The organism is Citrobacter sp. A316, from assembly GCF_002042945.1.
Classification (GTDB): Bacteria; Pseudomonadota; Gammaproteobacteria; order Enterobacterales; family Enterobacteriaceae; genus Citrobacter; species Citrobacter portucalensis.
On sequence record NZ_MVFZ01000004.1, the window covers coordinates 55,465 to 73,851 of the forward strand.

Genomic DNA, 18,387 nt, shown 5'->3' on the forward strand with positions numbered 1-18,387 from the left:
CGTTTAATTACCCCAGCGCATCGTTGACCGGCTTTAAGACCTTTTCTTCAAACCAGCTCATTTTGTCGGCTGGCTCATCAGCACCGGCAGCCGAACCCGCGCCCTTTGCCCCCGTTTGCTTGGTGCTGGCCGTCGCGTTACCTTTGCGGGCCTGTCGTTTTTCCGGGACGCTGCCTTTTTCACGCAGGGTAAAACTTACTTGCCAGGCAAGGCGATCCTCCTGCGGTACGGCATCAATCTGGCCGGTGAACGTGGCTTCACGAAGGTTGATAGCCGTTGCCGTCGCATTGGCGACGCGGTACTTTTTCAGTGCTCCGCTGGCTTCGGTTGCGGATGCCAGCTGGAAAAGCCGCTGTAAGACGGCTTCGTCGTCGAATGTCACCAGACCCGACACGCGCAGCTCTTTGGCCTTGATACCCTGTTCAGCATTGGCCGTGCTCGATGTCTGGCCCGACTGGTCCTTTTCCTGAAACTGCATGGAAGGTGAAACCAGCATGTTCTGCATGGCGATCCCTTCACCATCAAGCGCGAGTAATGCGGTCTGGCTCATGTAGCATCTTCCCTAAGTCAGATAACGAATCCCCGATAAACATCATCGCGGCGGTATGCACTGCCGTTGTTTGCGGGATGCCTTTCAGCAATTCAGCGGCAGCAACGGCATAACTTCCGCTGTAACTGAATGAAAAAATATTCGCGCTGGCGGCTTTCAGGTCGTCCAGTCCCTGGCTGAGTGAGGCCAGCAAACCGGCCCGTTCCTGAATAAAGCCCGTAACCTGATTTTTTAGATCTGTTGTGGTGGTACTGACTGCGGCGGCCAGCTGCGCGGCGGCAACACGCTGGGCATTCAGCGCCAGCCGGTTGGTTGAGACGGATAACGGCGCACTGGCTGGCAATACATCGGCTTTAACCGGCAACTGCATTTTTACCGTGCTGAGTTCTGCGGCTGCTGCCGCCATGCGGCTTACCTGCGTAAAAACGGGGGCCGGAAATACGGTGGACAGCTTATTCAGCCCCTGCATAAAAGCGTCGTGGGTATTTTCCGCCACCATCATGACGATAACGTCACCGCTACCGCCACCGGATAACAGCTTTTTAGCAAGATATCCCATCGCATTGGCCGGACTGAGATAACCGCCTGAATCCGTGTTCTGTCCCAGCCCGTAAACCCAGGGGTGCGCAGGCACAATGGAACAGGCCAGCGCCCCCATATCGTCAGCAATCTTTACAACCGATTCACGCCACATCAGGTGCCTCCGGCCAGAAAGGATCCGAGGTGTCCACCCGGTTCACCATGACGCTATATCGCTCCCATTCCCCCAGAAGCAGGGTCTCTTTTTCGGTCGCCATACCAAGTCTTACAGACCTTTCAAGCAGAGCTATGACAGAATTCGCCTCAGCCAGAAGACGAGATTTATCACTCTCAGCCTGCTCCTTTATCTGTTCCGCCGTAAGGGGCTTATTCAGTATTGCCTTCGCTTCCTCTTCAGTTATCGCAATTAACCCACGGCGGTAGTATTTTTTATCAGCATCATCTTCATAAGCGTAAATTTCATTTTTACTCGTTTTAAAATACTTCATCGTTATCTTAGCTCCGTCCAGGCCCTCAATATCGTAGAGATACCTGAAGCATCAACCCGGTAGGTAAAGCCCGGTGGGACAATGAAAAACGCGGTTGCAAGCGATGTGTCTAAAGCGGTTGCACCACCACCACCAAATTCAATCCCATTGATATAGGCATAAAGGTTTGCTGACGTCCCCCCAGTAATTCGGACATATACCGCTATCGGAAACCCTGTGGAATTGGTGTATGTCACCCCTGTTCCACGAGAGGATTTTAAATCCTGTAATGTTTGCCCCTTACCAAGAGACGGGTAAGTTTGTATTGCAGTAGTAACAGCCGCCTGAGGCATCACCAGAGAACTCGACCCGCCCATTGAATTAACAAGCTGTACAAGACCTGCATTTGTGATAGTTGCCCCGTCCGCAGTGTATTTTAACTGCGCCAGTTCATATGCATATTGCGCCTGTTTCAGCACATAATTTACAGCGGTGGTGGTGGCAGCGGTTTTTGAATCAGGCGCACCGGTATTGTCACTGAGCATGACAATACCTTTCTGCGACGTTGTCGCTTCAACTGCACTCCATTTCTTTTTAGCAATTTCCGCTGCGGCTATTGCCGTGTCATAAGCAATTTTTACCGCACCTGACGTTGCAGCAGTCTCGTTACTTTCATCTGTTACTCCGCCATTAAGGCGAACCAGCCCCTTTTGTGAGGTAGAAGCATCGTAAATACCTATGTTTTGCCTGAATAATGCAGGGTTAAGGATATCCCCACCATTCCGCTCTTTAGCAAGACGTGCACCGGCATTATCCATCGCGATTTTGACTGCTTTTGGTGTAGCGGCTTGCCCTTCACTAGTGCTGTCTGTCGCGCTGCTTAACTGGGTGAATCCCTTCTCGCTGGTCGTGGCATCAGGATGATTTCGGGACTGCTCATGCCTTCTCAGTGCATCACTGGCGGCCTGGTCGTTAAGCGTGCCTTTCGGGCGCAGGTCCGTGATATTTCCGGCAGCATCAATACTCGCCACCGCAAAGACATAATGCTGCACACCGCCCAGCACATAATTGGCAAGATCTGCGGCAACGGTGATTTTGCTCTGTACTGCCCATTCGCTCGTTAACGTCCCGGTCCAACTGACATCAAGCCAGACCTTTGTCGGCTTCGCGGATGCGGTGATGTTCAGGTCTGCGGGCAGTTCAGCGCGTAACCCGGCGACGTATCCTGCCCCCTTTGTGACAAAGAACTGATTACCGGACTTTGCGACCAGATAGCCCGAATCAAAAAATGCCGCTGCGCCATACAGATCGATATTTTCGCGGCGCTGGCGTTCATCCATTGCCGCCAGGCGGGCAGTAAAATCAATCTGCCATGTCTCTGCCGGGGTGGTAATTTCCGTTGCTTCCCTGGCTCCGCTGTATTCCATCAGCATGGAACGGACCAGAACGTTTCCCTGCTGGCCGTTCGCATTTTTGATTTTGCGCTGGGTCGGGGCGTGAATAATCATCGCCAGTGTACCGGTGGCTTTATTTGCCAGCCCGATCCAGTTGAAATCAAAGTCGCCCACATCCGCCCCCAGGGTGACGGAATAAACGACAGAATTTTCATTCACAACGCCGGATTTGCTCACTGCCTGACGATAAACAATTTTATCCGCTGCGGGGATTGTCTCGGTATTATCAATCGGTTTATCGACATCCAGCCCCGGAATATACGCGAAAATAAATTCATCCAGCGTGACGGGCTGATTATTAATTGCCTGCTGTGCTTTCCATTCTGAAAATACTTTTGTAATAACCGCCTGTGACATAGGTCTTTCCTCTACTTCAAACTTGCGCTGTACGTTGCTTCGGGCTGGTTATTCACATCGCCCAGGGTGGCAGGCCAGCAAATATATTCCCCCTGATACCAGCCAATATTGATATTCAGCGGCAGGGCGGTGATCACTTCAAACTGGTAACGGCGGCATGTGCGCCCGTATTTGCGGATGATTTCCAGCAGGAGATCGCCATTTTCCGCAATCTGGTTGTTTGTCACACGAACGACAATCACGTCCCAGTCGAGTCCGTCCTGCCGTTCCAGTAATTCAACGTAACCAATCCCCAGTCGCTCAAAAATGGCAATAAAGCCCGCCACCTCTCCGGCCTGCTGCGCATTGATAAATGCGTAATTCACCCGCTTGCGGAAGATGTCGAGCGGCTCCCCCTTAAACCGAACGATGTCGCGTTCCCAGGCAATCAGGTTTAACAGCGGTTCGGGGCAGACCAGCGGATCAAACTGCTTTAACGGCCAGGTGATCCACCCGTACACCTGCGACCAGAACTTCACGCAGGCCCGCAACAGCCTGGCGGGGTCGCCTTTGTTCAGCCACGACGGCAATTTCAGACCGGCAAGCAACTTTGAAAACTCAGTCATTCTCAATCTCCACCGTTAACCCTGACAGGCGCGGGACCGACAATTCGCTGACAATATCCGTCAGGGAAAAATGCAGTGAATCGACAACCGGAAAAGCCTTGTGGATCTCGCGGCCCAGATTCGAAAAGGAATAGCGCGAATAGGGCTGCGTCTTTTTAACGTCGTAATTGGCGTTCTCGCGAAACGCGCAACGAATCAGGTCGGTAATACCGGTTTTTAACGCGCTCAGGTCTTCCGCTTCCATGTTTTCCACGCTTTTGACGTAGACCGTCACCGTCAGGGTGTGGCTGGTTTCCGGCATGGCATAACACTGCAGATCATCACCGTGTCCGTGGTGGCCCTGGGTATTCACATAGTCGTTAACCGCATCAATAAAGGGCTGTGATATTTCGCCGCTGTCCAGTAACAGGTAAGCATTTGCCGTACCCGGCCCACGCGGGGCATCGTGCAAAAAGTAAATGCGATCAACGCTCAGGCCCAGCACGCTGGCAATCATGCTGCGGTAGATAGCGTCAGAATGGTAATTCCCTACCAGATTAAACTGGTTGCGGGTGCGGTCGCGCAGCTCGTCGTCGCTTTCCTCGTTAGCCCCTGGCGTAATCAGCCATTCGTCCTCATTGACCGCGCTGGCGATCCCGGCCACCGCAACGGGTAAAATCCGGTAATAGCCGGGCGCAAGGTTATAGCCGCTGCCGGTGCCGGTCGCCGTGACGGGAACCAGCCCGCTTTCAACCCCGGCAGGCAGTGTCACGTCTTCATTCACCGCCAGCACGTAAACCACGCCGTTAATACGCTCGGTTTGCACCAGTGTTCCGGCAGGCACGACGACCACATCCGCCGCGTTCAGCTTGTAGAACCGCAGCACGCCAGCGGCAGCGCTGGCCGGTTTAGGCACAATATGGACCGCCCAGGCCAGCAGGCGCAGCATGGGACCGGTGGCCGTCGCAACAAACATATTGCGCAGGACCACATCGATCAGCGCCGCACGCAGCCATAACACTGGCGTGGTGACAATCTTCGAAATCAGGCGCCAGAAAGGTGACATCCTCGACGTGTTTGTGACAAACCCTTCCGCCTGCACGGTGGCTTTAAATGCCGCCGTAATTTCGGCCTCGGTCGCGGGCATCCCGCTGTCATTCAGCACTTTTTCAAAATCAATGTCGGGTTTCTCAGTCATAGTTAACCTCTGTACCGACAGGGCCGAAATCGTAGGTTTCCGCCGTGACATACAACCGCGAAAGGGTTTCTTCGGTGATCACTATGGTGCCGGGGACCAGACGTTCGTCGCTTTCCACCAGTAAGGACAGTTGCGTCAGCACGTCACCGCGCATTGTCGGGCTGCGCTCACCGATCAGGCGGGTGGTGATACCGCTTTCCAGAATGCTGTGAATAATGTCCTGGGTGATGCTGTCGCGGTTATCGCAACGGCGCGGCTCGTTGCCGCTGTCCAGCGTGAAATCGCCGTCAGTGATCAAAAGGTCGATGTATAACGGTTCGGTACTCATCCTGCGTTAAGCTCCTGCCATTCAGCCAGCTGGGCCGGGGTGATTCCATTGGGGGCGTTGATGTAGGTGTCGCCCCACGATTTACGGTTATCCACAGCGGTTTTGCTGTCGGTTTTAACCTGACTCATCAGGCCGCCGCGTGGGATGTCTGCATTGATTCGGTTCCCCGTCAGCACGGACGGGCTGTTCAGCTTCGACGAACCTGCAGCACTGTCAGGAATGACCGCGTTTGCCGGAACGGCAGCCGCTGCCGGTGGCGAAACGGTTTTCAGGTCGATGTTGACGCCGGGGATCTTGTTTAGCTTCTCAACAATCCAGTTATAGGTAGACGCAAAGGTATTTTTGAGGACGTCAAAAAGTTTGCTGAATACCCCGCCGATGGTCTGTGCGAACCCTTCAAAGGTGGCAAGCGGAGAAAGACCGGCAAAGAAATCAACCACCGCGGCCCAGCCGTCAGTGATGGACTGCCAGACCCGCGCAAACACCTGGCCCACCTGTTCAGCGACGGACATCACCCAGGCAAAAGCCGCCGTATTCATGATCGCTTCCGCCAGTTCTTCCCAGTGGGTGACGACGTACCAGACCCCCACGGCCAGAAGCGCCAGCCCGGCAATAATCAGGGTTATCGGACTCATCAGGAATTGCATTGCAGCCCCAGCAAACATGGTCGCCGCACCGTAAACCCGCATGGCAATAGCCCCGGCCTTTAACGCGATATTCCATGCAGCAAGCGCGATGCGGCAGACACCCGTCCACAGCGCCAGCAATTTTGACTGGATCCACAATGCGGCCAGACCAATGCGGGTTGTCAGCAGGGACGGACGCAACAGGTTGAGCGTCCATAACAGGAGTTTCCATGCACCGCCCAGCACCTTAGCGATTGCGGCCAGCCCCGTCATGGTGAAGCCAAAGACCCCCATCACGATATTGACCGCCGCCCCGGCCAGCCCGAAGGACAGCACGCCCAGGGTGATGTAACCCAGCCAGCGGGCAATATTCGGGAACATATCAAGCCAGCGGGCAAATTTTGCCCCCACGTCGGCAATACGGTTCATCAGCGGCGACAGGATAGGGATCAGCGTGTTACCAATCGCCACGCGAATGGCAAAGAATGTCGCTTTGATACGCTCCCACGGCTCGGCCATTCGTTCGGCCATTTCCTGGGCGCGTTTCATCCCGTCATTTCGGCCCAGCTCGGTGATGCTGCGATTTAATTTATCCTGCTGGCCGTAAAGCTTTTTGATAACGTCAGCACCGCCACCGAACGCGGCGTCCAGCGCCTGCTGTGCCTTGACGTTCCCTTCAATGCTCTGCCCGTATTTGCTCTGGAGTTTTTGCAGAATGTCACCCATCGGCAGCATTTTGCCGGTGGCATCGACAAAGCTCATACCCAGCTTTTCAGCGGCAGCCGGGGCGCTGCGTAAAAACTGCTCGTAGATCCCGCTGGCCTCAGTACCCAGCGTGCGCGAAAGCGTACCCAGTACGGCGAACTGCTCATCCAGGCTGACGCCAAAGTCAGCACCGGCGCTTTTCGTCCCCTCGATAAGCTCCTGCATGGTCTGCATTTTCACGCCGAAGTTTTGCACCATGTACGCCGTTTTTCCTGCCAGTTCTTCGGCAAAACGCACATGGCCCAGACTGGACAACTCTGCGTTGAAACGTGACGCCATTGCGCCGATGTATTCGCCCGCCTCTTCGCCGCTGGCCTTGACGCCTGCCGCCAGGGTATTGGCCGCGATGGTGACGCGGGGCAGGTCCATATCGGACAGGCCCGCCATTGCGCCTTTCATCGCGTAACTTGACCGGACCACATCAACGGCCCCTTTGCCGTAGCGCATACTGAATCGCATGGCTTCGCCGGACAGACGTTTCAGCGCATCCTCTGCCACGCCTTTGGAACCCACTTCTGCAAGTGCGGCGTTCATCTCATACGCCGGACCCACCACGCCCGCGATGGACTGTGCCACGCCCCAGACAGCTGCCGCACCGATCCCGATTTTTGTAAAAGACGCCTGCGATTTTTCAGCAAAGCCGGACAGCGAAGACTGGGCCGTTTTTAATGGCCGCGTCAGCTTATCGATCAGGCTCAGGGTAAAATCCAGGTGGCTCATATCAGTTTCCGTTAAATGCGATGGCTATCCCTTCCGCCGTCTTGCTGGCGCGGGTCTGGGCGAAATATTCGTCCAGCCACAGGGCGCGGGCGATGCTTTCTTCGTCGTCGGCTTCGTGCGGGAGGTAGTAGCGGCGCAGGGCAAGGTATTGCTCAAGCGCATTCTTGCGAATGGCCGCCACCCGCGCCGTCAGTTTTTTACTTCGATCTCAAGTTTTGGGGAGTAAATCTCGTTAACCTTCTCGACGATCTGCATTTCACAACCCGGATAATCTTCCATCAGCTTGTTGAGCGACTCTTTACACTCGGCATCAACAATGCGGCCCAGATACGTCACCATAGGGGCAACCTTATTGGTCATGGTCATTTCGTTAAGCAGGTTGTTAAACGCGGTTTTATTCGGCTCAAAGCTCAGATTTACGCCCGCCACGGTCATGGCAATTTTTTTCGGTTTACTCATTGTGCTAAGTCCTTACGTTGTCGAATGTTGCCCACCAGGGCGTTATGTCGGGCGGCGCAGTCGGTATACATCTGCCGGTAGGCTGTCAGCGCCGCGTCAAAGTCATTTCCGGTCGGTCCGGCCAGACGTGGCAGCGTGACCGGGCAAAGTGTCAGCTGGTTTTCCTGATAATTCTCGTTCGGCTTGATCTGCACTTTCGTTGAACAACCGGACGTAATCATCAGAAGCGCAAACGTTGCTAAAAACCGGCTTAATGATTTCTGTGCGGATTTCCCGTTCCGTGTGTCTTTCATTGGCTTTTAGCCCCGCGAGTTTTGCTTCCAGCGCTTCGCCAGACTTTTGCGTTACTTCAACGACAATCTGGCGTGTTTGTTCTGCCGCTTCACTGGCAGCGAGTTGCAGCTTTGCGTCGTGCCAGTCATGCGCCTGCCAGCCCGCTGACATTGCAGCGACCAGAATCAGCAAAAGACCCAGCAAATTGCGCATCAGCGAACCCCGTTATGCTCAAGACTGAAATGGTTCCCGTCCGGCTTACTGAAACGGCCACCCCACGATCCGCCGATGGATTCCCAGTATTCGCCCAGGGGGCGATAGGCGGCGCTGTCGGTCTGGTACTCGCCATTAACAAACAGGTTAAAATCCACCGCCAGGCGCTGGGTATGCAGGCTGTTAGCAATGCCGCTCCCTTTTTTTGCGTTAAGCGCGGCCTGTTCTGGCGTGCGGTACGCTTCGCCAAACGTCAGGCGATAGCCCTTTTCTTCTGCAAAATGAATCAGGTTGGCGATCATCACCGTGAAAAGTTGCTGTTTTTCACTCAGTTTCATTGCGCTTGCTCCCCCATCGCTTGATATACATGTCCAGGCAGCGCTTTAACCCCGCCTCAATAAACGCACTTCCCAGAATGCCCAGGGCGCAGGCCAGCCCAATGACGACCAGTTCCGGCATATCGGGGAATTTCAGCAGCGGGATTGCGGCCAGCGGTGCGACCGCAGATCCCAGAATCATCCGCCCGACCAGCAGACGGGTTGTGATTCGCTCATTGCTGACCATCAGTTGCCCCAGACCGATCACGGCCCCGATAAGCAACAGTTTTTCAAGCAGTGACGTTTCTCCGTTCATCATCGTGTCAGCCTTTCAGATCGCGAGTGTCACGGGCTGACAGGTACGGCACGCCGTCAATCGCGACAAAGTCCGGGCTTGTCACCATGAATTTAATTTTCTTCGTGGTTTTGCTGGCCTCGTTGGGGTTGATGTTGACGATGTCAGACAACGAAGGTACGCAGCCAAACACCTCGATTTTTTCTTCGTCGTCCCCGGCATTGGCATAGAACAAAAAGTCTTTTGCCGGAATGGCTCGCCAGGAACCTGCCGAACGGGCCACGGCGGTAAACTTTTTAAAGTTCTGGGAATCGACTTCGATTTCCACATCCGCCGAAACTGACCCTTTCGTGTGGCCGTTAGGGACGCCGCGGGTTTGTGCTACCGCGCTGTTGTCCGTAATGGTGACGGTGGCGTTTTCGACGTGAATCATGATGCCGTCGTAGTTCACATCGAATGATCCACCGCTAATACGTTCAGTCATTGATTAGCTCTCCAGTGAGGTGTCCAGTTCGATGCTGACGCCGATTTCTTTCGCGCTCTCATACGGTCGAACCACAAGATAAATCTGTACCGCTTCGTTACTGGTCCAGGTGATGGTGATGTCACCGTCCTTTGGTGGTTTCACTTCGCCCGGAAATTCGACGCCATTGATCTGGGTTGAAATCGCCATTTCGCGCAGCGGCTTGCCGAAATAGGTTTCATGCGCGGCGATGCTGCCCGGTGTGCTGTTCAGCGAACGATCGGCAATTTTGGGGATTGCACGCAGACGGACACGGCGGGAGGCTTTATCAACCACGCGCACGTTTTCAATCACCTGATAATCACCGCCTTCAACGTCCAGGGTGCGACCGTCAGCCCAGTAGATGCCGTCATAATCGTGATACCACATCGGCACGCTGTAGCGGTTCGCCTGCAAGGACTGCAACACGGCCAGATCAATTTCGGCCCCCGTCCCGTCGACCGGCAGGCCGTCGCGCCCCAGCGCGGTGACTGCACCGGTTGCAACGCGGGCTGGGCTGTCTGCCACCGTCACCGAACGGTTACACAAGCGACCGACCAGGACGCCGGGTTCGTTGCCCCACAGACGCGGGACCAGTTGCACCCCAGGCGATGCAATACCGTCCTGGAGTGCTGCCAGGCGCGTCACATAGTCGCTCCACGCTTCGTCCTTTTCCGGCCCGCCCCCAGCAAGGGCAAACCAGATAAAACGCCCAAAACTGGCCTGTAAGGTGACGCGCATTTCCGTTGCGCGGTTAATGGTGGCCGCGTCGGCGGTATCAAATGCCAGGACAACCCCTTCCACGGATGCCACGCTCTGGGCCTGTTTGACCGCGTTCATCCAGTCTTCGTCTGGTTTGTAGCCCTCGGCGTCCTTGTCTGGCTCTGCCAGCACATGCACGTAAGCAAACCAGTTCTGACCGGCGTTATTGGCCGCTGCGGCTACCATATTTTTTAACGGGCTGTCTTTGTCGCCCAGGGCTTTATCCAGATCGCTGCCGGTATTCAGCGACTGGGTTTTCCCGATGTTAGTGTCGCCGTAACCCACAAAGAGGATGACGCGCTCGACGTCGTTCGTTGTGCCGTTGAAGCGGTTTTTCTGACTGACGTTGACTGTAGGCCAGGTCATTTTTACCCCCTGATTTGCTGCGCGTTGACGTCCCAGCCGAAGCCGATTGCCTGCATTTGCCGCGCAATAATTTGGTTAAATTCGTCGTTGCTCACCCCCAGAAAAACGCGCCCCGGAATATCAATGGTCCATGTGCGTTTTGAGGGAGTGCCTTTCAGTTTTCGAATCAGTAATCCCGCCTGGGCCATGCTCATGGTTTCCATGATTTGCTTGCTGGACGGCTTAACCCAGCGCTTGCCCTTGCGGGTTTTGTAGCCCAGCGCCCGCAGGCGCTTGGCCTGTCTCGGTAGCGCGGGCTTGTCAGCCTGCGGCTTGCGCGGGGCGTTACTGGCTTTCATCTGGATCCTTGCGCCGTCCTGCTGGACCGCACCGACCAGACCCGCCGCAATGGGCTTCGTCCCGTTCCGGTAGTTCCCGCCCTTGAGGTAAATTCTTACCCCCTGAATCTCCGGCATTTCGCGCACGGCCAGCAGTTTGGGCAGCCCTTTTAACATCTTCCCTTTGCCACGCTTGCGCGGCTCCCACGGCGTACCGTCCGGGGCCGCCTGCTGGCGCTGGTGACGTTTTGCCGCTGCGACAATGCCCAGCTTTGCAATACGCCATAAAAGGCGCTGGCGCTTACGCGGGGGAAGGTCAGCTTTTGCCAGCGTTTCCCGCATCTGCTTTAGCTGTTGTTGGTTCAGCTCCCCACGGATCACGACGCGTCACCACGCTGGACAATAAATTCCAGTTGCGACGCCTCCCAGATTTCGGGGTTTACGATGTCCCATTTCTTGCCCTTGAAAGGGATTGGCCCTTTTTCCACTTCACGCAGGACCAGCGGATCAACCAGCGGGACAACCACATCCAGAATGCATGACCCTTCGTCGTCGAACTCCGGGTCCACGGTGGGATCGGCTAACTTCAGCTCGTCGCGCAGCTCGTTGGCGAACTCATCCACCCAGGCCAGCACCAGGGCATAAATCAGCCCCGGCGAATATTTGCGGTAGGGGAAGTCATCCCACGACAAACGGGCGGTGTAAGTCAGCACTCCGATCCGGCGCTGGTTGTTCCCCAGCGCTTTGGCGTTGCGTACCAGCTCGCAATCCTCCATTGAACTGGAAAACATCTGCATGGCATCAGGCGGCAGATTTGCCGTAATAAACGCCGTCAGGCTTTCAAGCTGGCTCATATCAGATGCACCCCTACGCGTGGTTGCCGCAGCATGTTTCGCATCACGTTGGCCGCCTCGGCCAGCAGGCTGGCGCGGGTGTCCTGGCTTTCCTGCCCCGGATGCGATTCACGCCGCCCGATGGTGGCGAACTCCCCCAGTAAATCGGCCTTTGCGCGGGCGTAGACCGCTTTTTTGTACTGGGCTGTTAACTGGGTTTCGGCGCCCATCTTTGCACCCGGTACATCTGCGGCCCGCTCGCAGGCTTTCGCGTTCCAGTACGTCACCACGTCGGCCAGCGCGTCGTTTACCTCCGCAATAGCAGCCAGCAGGGCCACGCCTGCGGTTTCTGGCGGCAGATCAGCGGGCAGCGTGCGCACCTTCTGAAACTCGGCCAGATCGAGATCGGGCCAGAATGTCACGCCGTTGGTGATCGCAGTTGGCGTCACCGTCACTGGCTTACCGCTGATACTGAAACTTGGGCCACTCATTGACACACCTCGGTTTTGCAATAGAAACGGGCTAACGGGTTCCACGGCCAACAACCGCATGGTTGATGCCTCCCCCGCGCCCGTCCCGGCTTGCGGGAGTCGTTAAAGCTGGGTCAGGCCGTTAATCCGGGCGCGGATTTTTTCGCGCATGGTCTTAACTCCGACGTTTTTGTTATACGCCGCCGCCTGGGCCAAAAGGGCGTCGGCCTGTTCCAGCGTATTCACATCATCCACGGCAGTGGCACGCGGCTGCCCCTTCTCGTCGCGCAGCAGGTAAAGACCGGCGAACTTGAACCACTTCGCGTTAATGTCTTCGTGCAAACGCCACTTTTCGCGGATGTTTTCAAACGTGCGGCTGAAATAGGGTTCGATGCTGTGACCGGCTTCCGCCTGCATGATCGCCCACTCCAGCACCGTGTCGGCCACAAAGGCGGGCAGGTTGCTTTTGAAGTTCTCCGGCGTGGCCTGGCTCTCACTGATAGCCACGTCAGCCCAGTCCAGCGCCTTGCCCATTTCCCCCGTATCGAACAACCAGATCACGCAGTAAACCAGGGCCGGATTGGCAAAGCGGGCATCACCGGCGAGGTATGCTTCAACGGTCGGCATCCAGCGCGGCAGAAGAACATCGCGCTTCATGTCCATACGGTCTGCGCGTGTCAGACTGCGAAGCCGTTCAACATCCTTTTCCAGTTCCAGCATTTGAATGTGAAAGCTGACCGGCGATGCCGTCAGGGCTTCGCACTTATCCAGCGCCTTTGCGGCTTTCATGCGTGCTCGATGTCGCTGACACGGGGTCATTGCCATTTTTACGCGCCCCCTCCCGGTGCAACTTCGCCGGTCGCAAGGGTGATTTTGTCGAATGCCGCATACAGCTCGTCATGCTCGACGCCGTAACCTTCCATGCGCAGATAGTTATTCTCGAAGCGCTTGCGGTCGTCGTTCCATTCCGCTTTACGCTTACGTGTACCCTGCTGGGTGTAGATATGCAGGTTGTCCAGCGTAGTGACGATAAGGCGCCCCTCAGGCATAAATGGCGGGGTGTACACGGTACGGCCAGCAATCTGGCGCCCAATAAGCTGCGCGGCGACTTTCTCAGTCGGGCGATCAATCTTATTCATCATCGTGGTGGCGTCGTTGCCGATAAGGTCGGCGGAAGCCAGCACAACCAGGCGCGGGTCATTGCGGAATGGCTCATAAATACAGGTATGCACCAGGTCTGTGACTGCCGCATCCAGACCAATAAAGTCAGCCCCTGACGCACCGATAGTGACGGCATCAGAAATAATCTGCTCAGATGAACGGTCTTTAACGATTTTGTGCCAGCCGATGTTGACGTCTTCGCCGTTCGGGTTGGCTTCCGGGTCGGTGTCTTCTGCAACACTCGTACCGTTGAACGCCACGCGTAACATGTCCAGCGCGAAAGATTCGTTACTGAATGCCTGAATACGCAGGAAAAACTCCTCTTCGCTGCCCGCGTTCGCCCAGGCAACCAGCAGGGAGTAAGGCAGATACGAACCGGAATCCGTTTCTACCAGTTTGTACTCGTTACCGGACACGCCCAGGGCGCGAGAGAAACGACCGTCTTTTTTACGTCCGGTGTAAATACCGGGTTTACCGGTGCTGACCACCTGGCCGGTGATCTGGTCCACATCCAGCACGTTAGGCAGCAGGCGCAGGAACTCAGAACTTTGCAGCAGGGCATTGCGCAGCTGGGTTTCTTTTGGATTGGTCAGCGAGAAGTAGCGCGACGTGTCTACCTGGCCGTTAGCTTTCGCCAGGCCTGCGGCAAACTTACGCAGCATCTGCTCTGCTTTAGGGGTTAATTGCATAATCTTTTATTCCTGAAAAAGTTGGCGATTACATGAATTCAAACGGTTCTTTGCTTCCGCCTGGCGCACTGCCAGGGCGGCGCGTATTGCCGTTTTCCATCGCTGACAACTTGGTCAGGACGGTAGTCAGCTGCGTGGTAAGGTTGTCCATCTGGTTGCCAGCTGGCTGGCGGCGGGCGGAAAAGTCACGGCGACGGCTGGCGCGTGGGCGTTTCGCTGGCGTCACATTGAATGACTTCATGACTTTTGCCAGGTTAGCTTTGGCTGCGCTGAATTCTTCCGCTTTGACTTCGTCTTCCGGGTTTTCGATAACGTCCTGCGCCAGCTCGGCCACCTCGTCGGCAGCATCAGCGATCTGGGCAGCAACATCTGCCACAACATCGGCGGCCTGTTCCGGTGTATCAACCGTGTCGGCGTCACCCGCTGCGGCGTCTTTACCGCTTTTAAGCAGATCCAGCATTTGCTGAATGAGCGCTTTTAATTCTTCCATTTTTTCTCCGTCGCCCTCGGTGGGCTTGTCAGTGTTTGGCTCTGGGGGTGGCGTAAAATCTTTGCTGGCCGAAAATAAACGCGACCAGAAAGAATTTTTTTTATCTGGTTTACTTGTCTGTAATTTTCCTAAACTGAATGTTTCCAGACTCCCGCGCTCGGCGTCCTTTTCTTCACCGGCTAAAACGAATTTAAGTTTTTCCGTTCCCAGACTTGCCGGAATATCTGTCACGGCCAGCCCGAAAAGATATTCACGACCGCTTCCTGCAAAATCAGTGACAAACTCGGCTGACGTAAATAACTTTTGCCCCATACGGTTGGCATCAATTAAAAATTGATTCGGGATTAACTGGGCATATAACTTCGTGACGTCACCTTCCGTTTCCACTTTCAGCGCGTCCACTTCCCCCAGGTTGCAGGTAAATTCACGCTCACTGATATCGTATTGCGGGTGGTGCGGCCAAATCATGGCGGTGTAGGTTTTGCGGGAATAGGTTTCTGCCGCATCAATCAACCATTGCGGTTCAATGGTGCGACCGTCCACAGCCTGTCCAGATGTGGCAATACATAGCCAATCCGTGCGGTAATGAGATTGCGGCATAACTGACCTTTAATAATGAATTTAAATAACAATGATTCGTTTGTGGTGGTCAGTATTGCGAATTGATTAAAACAGCGCGACCGCTTTATTTCTTATGTATTCGGTTATAAATGGTTAGCCACTTTTTACCGATATTTAATTATCAATTCTGCAAAATAATCCCGCCATAATAGCCGCATGGCTAAATATTCCGATGAATTAAAAGAAGCGGCCCGCACGCTTTACATAAAAAGCTGGACGCCGAAAGATATTGCGCAGGAACTTAATATTCCACCGCGTACAATTTACCACTGGGCTGACGTCGGGAAGTGGGCATCACTGCTGCCTGTTGAATCGGTGGAAAATGTCATCGCCCGCCGTATCGACCAGCTCTCCCGCCGCGAGAAAAAAACCGCGCTTGAACTGGAAGAACTGCGCGATCTGATTGCTCACCATGTGAAACTCATGGCGCAGCGCAACAAGCACGCCGAAAAGCTGGCAGAAATTCAGGCCCAGAAAGCGGCTTATGATGGTGAAGGGTACTGCCTCAGCAGCGCAGGCGGGGAACCTGGGGAAAGAAAGCGCCGGTATAAGAAAAACGACGTTTCCGGTATTACAGCGGAAATGCTCGACACCTGGGCGCGGGAACATCTCTTCGAGTACCAGCTGCACTGCCGCGAACATAAAGGCGAAGACTGGCGCTTCATTCTGAAAAGCCGCCAGGTGGGTATGACCTATTATTTCGCCTGGGAAGCATTCGAAGACGCCGTCATTACCGGTGATAACCAGGTCTTTTTCTCTGCAAGCCGCTCTCAGTCGGAAATCTTCCGCGAATACATCGTCCAGATCGCCCAGAACCATTTCGGCGTGACGCTGACGGGTAAAAATATCCGCCTCAGTAACGGCGCAATATTGCGCTTTTTGTCCACGAACGCCAGCACAGCACAGGGCTTTAACGGCCACCTGTATGGCGATGAGGTTTTCTGGATCCCGAAATTCACGCGCCTGCACGAAGTTGCCAGCGCAATGGCAACGCATAACAAATACCGCACGACCTACTTTTCGACGCCCAGCGCGAAAACGCACCAGGCTTACCCGGTCTGGACTGGCGAAGCCTGGCGCGGGGACGACCCGAAACGCAAAGGGGTGAAGTTCCCGAACGAAAGCGAAATGCGCCAGGGCATTCTCTGCCCGGATCAGATCTGGCGCTACATCATCACGATGGAAGACGCTATCGAAGGTGGCCTCGGTGCGCTTGTCGATATTGAACGGCTGCGCAACAAATACAGCCCGACCGCGTTCGCCATGCTCTACATGTGCCAGTTTGTTGACAGTAAGGACGCGGTTTTCAAGTTCTCCGCGCTTGTCGGCTGTGAAGTGGACCGGGCCACCTGGGGCGACTTTGATCTGACCGCTGCGCGGCCCTTCGGCAATCGCGAAGTATGGGCAGGTTTTGACCCGTCGCGCTCCGGCGACAACTCAACATTTGTGTTAATCGCGCCCCCCATAGAGGACGGTGAGCGCTTCCGCGTGCTGGCCGTCTGGCAATGGCAGGGCTTTAACTTCAGCTGGCAGGCCGACCAGATAAAGCAGCTTATGCGCCGCTTTAACATCACTTACATCGGGATCGATACAACCGGCATAGGTAAAGGCGTTTATGACCTTGTCAGCAAATTTGCGCCACGCGAAGCCACACCAATTCTTTACAGCGTCGAAAGCAAAAACCGCCTGGTGATGAAGATGATCGACGTTGTCGAGCGTAAGCGCATCGAATGGGCAAAAGACGCCGTAGACGAAACGAACAAGGAGCGCGTCGAAATTCCGGCCAGCTTTATGGCTATCCGGCGCACGACAACCAACAGCGGCAACGCGCTGACGTTTGTTGCCGAACGTTCAGACGCGACCGGCCATGCAGATGTTTTCTTCGCTATCTCGCACGCCGTAATTAACGAACCTATCGATCACGAATATGACCGCCCATCGGGCTGGTACTTTGGGAAAGCAGCATGACAAAGAAACAGCGTAATAATAAAAAATTCAGGTCCATCACCGGCAACAAGGTTGAAACCTTCACGCCAGGGCGCGGAAGCGTGATCACCTTTGGCGAACCAGAACCCATCCTGACGACCGGCACTGATTATCACAATATCTGGTATGACAATGAGTATGACCACTGGCGACTCCCGATTGATCGCCTGGCGCTGGCCCAGTTGCCGAACCTTAACGGCCAGCACGGTGGGGTACTGTATGCGCGGCGCAATATGGTGGCCGGTGGCTATATCGGCGGCGGCCTGACACCTGACCAGGTCGAACAGGCTGTCTTTGATTACCTGCTGTTTGGTGACGTCGCTATCCTGAAAATTCGTAACGTATTCGGGGAAGTGATCGACTTGCTGCCGCTGCCGTCACTGTATCTGCGCTGCCGGAAAGACGGCTCGTTTGCTGTTCTGCAGGAAGGGCCAGCGCTTATCTATGACCCGGAAGACATCGTCTTTTTTAAAATGTACGACCCGCGCCAGCAGGTGTATGGTCTGCCTGACTATATTGGCGGCATCCATTCGGTGTTACTCAACAGTGAGGCAACCATCTTCCGACGCCGTTACTACAACAACGGGGCGCACATGGGCTTTATTCTCTATACCAGCGATCCCAATCTTACGCTGGAAATGGAAAACGAAATCAAAGAGAAGATCGCCCAGTCCAAAGGGCTGGGTAACTTCCGAAATATGTTTATCAACATCCCGAAGGGCGACCCGGAAGGGGTTAAAATCCTGCCGGTGGGCGAAGTCAGCGCAAAGGACGAATTTGCCAACATCAAAGGGATCACCGCACAGGATATCTTTACCGCTCACCGTTTCCCCGCAGGTCTGGCAGGAATCATCCCGACCAATGGCGCGGTAATGGGCAACCCTGAAACCGCCCGCACAACCTATCGCAAGGATGAAGTTATCCCCTTGCAGCGCAAGCTAATGAACGGCGTCAACAATGACCCGGAGATCCCCGCACACTTGCACCTGGTTTTTGACGTGGATATCCCGGCAATTACCACCGAAAAGGGCGAAAAATGAGCGC

23 protein-coding genes are annotated in these 18,387 nt (G+C 55.1%); 2 read left to right on the forward strand and 21 right to left on the reverse strand.

Annotation, left to right across the window (positions count from 1 at the left end; genetic code table 11):
• Positions 1–7 precede the first annotated feature (7 nt).
• From BZK41_RS06200 to BZK41_RS06305, 21 genes are all read right to left on the reverse strand, one after another.
• Positions 8–550 (reverse strand): hypothetical protein, encoded by a 543-nt coding sequence (locus BZK41_RS06200; protein ID WP_079937558.1) that lies wholly within the window; start codon positions 548–550, stop codon positions 8–10.
• Positions 522–1,244: a hypothetical protein gene (locus tag BZK41_RS06205; protein ID WP_044713454.1), complete on the reverse strand. Its 723-nt coding sequence runs from the start codon at positions 1,242–1,244 to the stop codon at positions 522–524. The genes BZK41_RS06200 and BZK41_RS06205 overlap by 29 nt, the downstream gene beginning before the upstream one ends.
• A complete protein-coding gene (locus BZK41_RS06210; RefSeq protein WP_079937559.1) occupies positions 1,234–1,578 on the reverse strand; it encodes a tail fiber assembly protein in 345 nt (114 codons plus the stop codon). Before BZK41_RS06210 ends, BZK41_RS06205 begins: the two co-directional genes overlap by 11 nt.
• A 2-nt stretch (positions 1,579–1,580) precedes the next feature.
• Positions 1,581–3,368: a phage tail protein gene (locus BZK41_RS06215; protein ID WP_079937560.1), complete on the reverse strand. Its 1,788-nt coding sequence runs from the start codon at positions 3,366–3,368 to the stop codon at positions 1,581–1,583.
• An 11-nt stretch (positions 3,369–3,379) separates the two neighbouring features.
• Positions 3,380–3,973: a phage tail protein gene (locus tag BZK41_RS06220; RefSeq protein ID WP_079937561.1), complete on the reverse strand. Its 594-nt coding sequence runs from the start codon at positions 3,971–3,973 to the stop codon at positions 3,380–3,382.
• Complete coding sequence (locus BZK41_RS06225) at positions 3,966–5,150, reverse strand: baseplate J/gp47 family protein (RefSeq protein ID WP_079937562.1); 1,185 nt, start codon at positions 5,148–5,150, stop codon at positions 3,966–3,968. The genes BZK41_RS06220 and BZK41_RS06225 overlap by 8 nt, the downstream gene beginning before the upstream one ends.
• Entirely contained in the window at positions 5,143–5,478 is a 336-nt protein-coding gene (locus BZK41_RS06230) for a DUF2590 family protein (RefSeq protein ID WP_001656607.1), read from the reverse strand. Before BZK41_RS06230 ends, BZK41_RS06225 begins: the two co-directional genes overlap by 8 nt.
• Positions 5,475–7,589 carry a phage tail tape measure protein gene (locus tag BZK41_RS06235; RefSeq protein ID WP_079937563.1) on the reverse strand — a complete coding sequence of 705 codons (2,115 nt, stop codon included), beginning with the start codon at positions 7,587–7,589 and terminating at the stop codon, positions 5,475–5,477. The genes BZK41_RS06230 and BZK41_RS06235 overlap by 4 nt, the downstream gene beginning before the upstream one ends.
• Position 7,590: 1 nt before the next feature.
• Positions 7,591–7,770: a hypothetical protein gene (locus BZK41_RS06240; RefSeq protein WP_000719046.1), complete on the reverse strand. Its 180-nt coding sequence runs from the start codon at positions 7,768–7,770 to the stop codon at positions 7,591–7,593.
• A gap of 8 nt (positions 7,771–7,778) precedes the next feature.
• Positions 7,779–8,048 (reverse strand): putative phage tail assembly chaperone, encoded by a 270-nt coding sequence (locus BZK41_RS06245; protein ID WP_001656609.1) that lies wholly within the window; start codon positions 8,046–8,048, stop codon positions 7,779–7,781.
• Between the two features lie 102 nt (positions 8,049–8,150).
• The gene (locus tag BZK41_RS06255) at positions 8,151–8,534 is read right to left on the reverse strand and encodes a hypothetical protein (protein WP_079937565.1); all 384 of its coding nucleotides are present in this window, start codon (positions 8,532–8,534) and stop codon (positions 8,151–8,153) included.
• Positions 8,534–8,872 carry a M15 family metallopeptidase gene (locus BZK41_RS06260; protein WP_001656611.1) on the reverse strand — a complete coding sequence of 113 codons (339 nt, stop codon included), beginning with the start codon at positions 8,870–8,872 and terminating at the stop codon, positions 8,534–8,536. The genes BZK41_RS06255 and BZK41_RS06260 overlap by 1 nt, the downstream gene beginning before the upstream one ends.
• Positions 8,859–9,170 (reverse strand): holin, encoded by a 312-nt coding sequence (locus tag BZK41_RS06265; RefSeq protein WP_000980879.1) that lies wholly within the window; start codon positions 9,168–9,170, stop codon positions 8,859–8,861. The genes BZK41_RS06260 and BZK41_RS06265 overlap by 14 nt, the downstream gene beginning before the upstream one ends.
• Before the next feature lie 4 nt (positions 9,171–9,174).
• Positions 9,175–9,630, reverse strand: coding sequence for a phage protein (locus BZK41_RS06270; protein ID WP_006624202.1), 456 nt, complete (start codon positions 9,628–9,630; stop codon positions 9,175–9,177).
• A 3-nt stretch (positions 9,631–9,633) separates the two neighbouring features.
• Positions 9,634–10,776, reverse strand: a complete 1,143-nt coding sequence (locus tag BZK41_RS06275) for a DUF2586 domain-containing protein (RefSeq protein ID WP_079937566.1) — start codon at positions 10,774–10,776, stop codon at positions 9,634–9,636.
• A 2-nt stretch (positions 10,777–10,778) separates the two neighbouring features.
• Positions 10,779–11,435: a phage protein gene (locus BZK41_RS06280; RefSeq protein ID WP_042854138.1), complete on the reverse strand. Its 657-nt coding sequence runs from the start codon at positions 11,433–11,435 to the stop codon at positions 10,779–10,781.
• Between the two features lie 35 nt (positions 11,436–11,470).
• The gene (locus BZK41_RS06285) at positions 11,471–11,947 is read right to left on the reverse strand and encodes a phage tail protein (RefSeq protein WP_000080428.1); all 477 of its coding nucleotides are present in this window, start codon (positions 11,945–11,947) and stop codon (positions 11,471–11,473) included.
• On the reverse strand, positions 11,944–12,417 hold the full coding sequence (locus BZK41_RS06290; RefSeq protein ID WP_079937567.1) for a head completion/stabilization protein: 474 nt from the start codon (positions 12,415–12,417) through the stop codon (positions 11,944–11,946). Before BZK41_RS06290 ends, BZK41_RS06285 begins: the two co-directional genes overlap by 4 nt.
• Positions 12,418–12,519: 102 nt before the next feature.
• A complete protein-coding gene (gene gpM / locus BZK41_RS06295) occupies positions 12,520–13,221 on the reverse strand; it encodes a phage terminase small subunit (protein ID WP_079937568.1) in 702 nt (233 codons plus the stop codon).
• A 2-nt stretch (positions 13,222–13,223) separates the two neighbouring features.
• Positions 13,224–14,246, reverse strand: a complete 1,023-nt coding sequence (locus tag BZK41_RS06300; RefSeq protein ID WP_079937569.1) for a phage major capsid protein, P2 family — start codon at positions 14,244–14,246, stop codon at positions 13,224–13,226.
• Between the two features lie 28 nt (positions 14,247–14,274).
• Positions 14,275–15,336, reverse strand: coding sequence for a GPO family capsid scaffolding protein (locus BZK41_RS06305; protein ID WP_079937570.1), 1,062 nt, complete (start codon positions 15,334–15,336; stop codon positions 14,275–14,277).
• Positions 15,337–15,513: 177 nt separating this feature from the next.
• On the opposite strand from BZK41_RS06305, the gene BZK41_RS06310 reads away from it, so the two are divergent.
• Entirely contained in the window at positions 15,514–17,325 is a 1,812-nt protein-coding gene (locus BZK41_RS06310; protein ID WP_001631635.1) for a terminase family protein, read from the forward strand.
• Complete coding sequence (locus BZK41_RS06315) at positions 17,322–18,383, forward strand: phage portal protein (RefSeq protein ID WP_079937571.1); 1,062 nt, start codon at positions 17,322–17,324, stop codon at positions 18,381–18,383. Before BZK41_RS06310 ends, BZK41_RS06315 begins: the two co-directional genes overlap by 4 nt.
• The last annotated feature ends 4 nt before the right edge of the window (positions 18,384–18,387 follow it).

Bases quoted from the DNA above. Each gene is read 5' to 3' on its own strand.
- BZK41_RS06200 (WP_079937558.1), bottom strand. From the start codon at position 550: ATGAGCCAGACCGCATTACTCGCGCTTGATGGTGAAGGGATCGCCATG.
- BZK41_RS06205 (WP_044713454.1), bottom strand. From the start codon at position 1,244: ATGTGGCGTGAATCGGTTGTAAAGATTGCTGACGATATGGGGGCGCTG.
- BZK41_RS06210 (WP_079937559.1), bottom strand. From the start codon at position 1,578: ATGAAGTATTTTAAAACGAGTAAAAATGAAATTTACGCTTATGAAGAT.
- BZK41_RS06215 (WP_079937560.1), bottom strand. From the start codon at position 3,368: ATGTCACAGGCGGTTATTACAAAAGTATTTTCAGAATGGAAAGCACAG.
- BZK41_RS06220 (WP_079937561.1), bottom strand. From the start codon at position 3,973: ATGACTGAGTTTTCAAAGTTGCTTGCCGGTCTGAAATTGCCGTCGTGG.
- BZK41_RS06225 (WP_079937562.1), bottom strand. From the start codon at position 5,150: ATGACTGAGAAACCCGACATTGATTTTGAAAAAGTGCTGAATGACAGC.
- BZK41_RS06230 (WP_001656607.1), bottom strand. From the start codon at position 5,478: ATGAGTACCGAACCGTTATACATCGACCTTTTGATCACTGACGGCGAT.
- BZK41_RS06235 (WP_079937563.1), bottom strand. From the start codon at position 7,589: ATGAGCCACCTGGATTTTACCCTGAGCCTGATCGATAAGCTGACGCGG.
- BZK41_RS06245 (WP_001656609.1), bottom strand. From the start codon at position 8,048: ATGAGTAAACCGAAAAAAATTGCCATGACCGTGGCGGGCGTAAATCTG.
- BZK41_RS06255 (WP_079937565.1), bottom strand. From the start codon at position 8,534: ATGCGCAATTTGCTGGGTCTTTTGCTGATTCTGGTCGCTGCAATGTCA.
- BZK41_RS06260 (WP_001656611.1), bottom strand. From the start codon at position 8,872: ATGAAACTGAGTGAAAAACAGCAACTTTTCACGGTGATGATCGCCAAC.
- BZK41_RS06265 (WP_000980879.1), bottom strand. From the start codon at position 9,170: ATGATGAACGGAGAAACGTCACTGCTTGAAAAACTGTTGCTTATCGGG.
- BZK41_RS06270 (WP_006624202.1), bottom strand. From the start codon at position 9,630: ATGACTGAACGTATTAGCGGTGGATCATTCGATGTGAACTACGACGGC.
- BZK41_RS06275 (WP_079937566.1), bottom strand. From the start codon at position 10,776: ATGACCTGGCCTACAGTCAACGTCAGTCAGAAAAACCGCTTCAACGGC.
- BZK41_RS06280 (WP_042854138.1), bottom strand. From the start codon at position 11,435: ATGCGGGAAACGCTGGCAAAAGCTGACCTTCCCCCGCGTAAGCGCCAG.
- BZK41_RS06285 (WP_000080428.1), bottom strand. From the start codon at position 11,947: ATGAGCCAGCTTGAAAGCCTGACGGCGTTTATTACGGCAAATCTGCCG.
- BZK41_RS06290 (WP_079937567.1), bottom strand. From the start codon at position 12,417: ATGAGTGGCCCAAGTTTCAGTATCAGCGGTAAGCCAGTGACGGTGACG.
- gpM (WP_079937568.1), bottom strand. From the start codon at position 13,221: ATGGCAATGACCCCGTGTCAGCGACATCGAGCACGCATGAAAGCCGCA.
- BZK41_RS06300 (WP_079937569.1), bottom strand. From the start codon at position 14,246: ATGCAATTAACCCCTAAAGCAGAGCAGATGCTGCGTAAGTTTGCCGCA.
- BZK41_RS06305 (WP_079937570.1), bottom strand. From the start codon at position 15,336: ATGCCGCAATCTCATTACCGCACGGATTGGCTATGTATTGCCACATCT.
- BZK41_RS06310 (WP_001631635.1), top strand. From the start codon at position 15,514: ATGGCTAAATATTCCGATGAATTAAAAGAAGCGGCCCGCACGCTTTAC.
- BZK41_RS06315 (WP_079937571.1), top strand. From the start codon at position 17,322: ATGACAAAGAAACAGCGTAATAATAAAAAATTCAGGTCCATCACCGGC.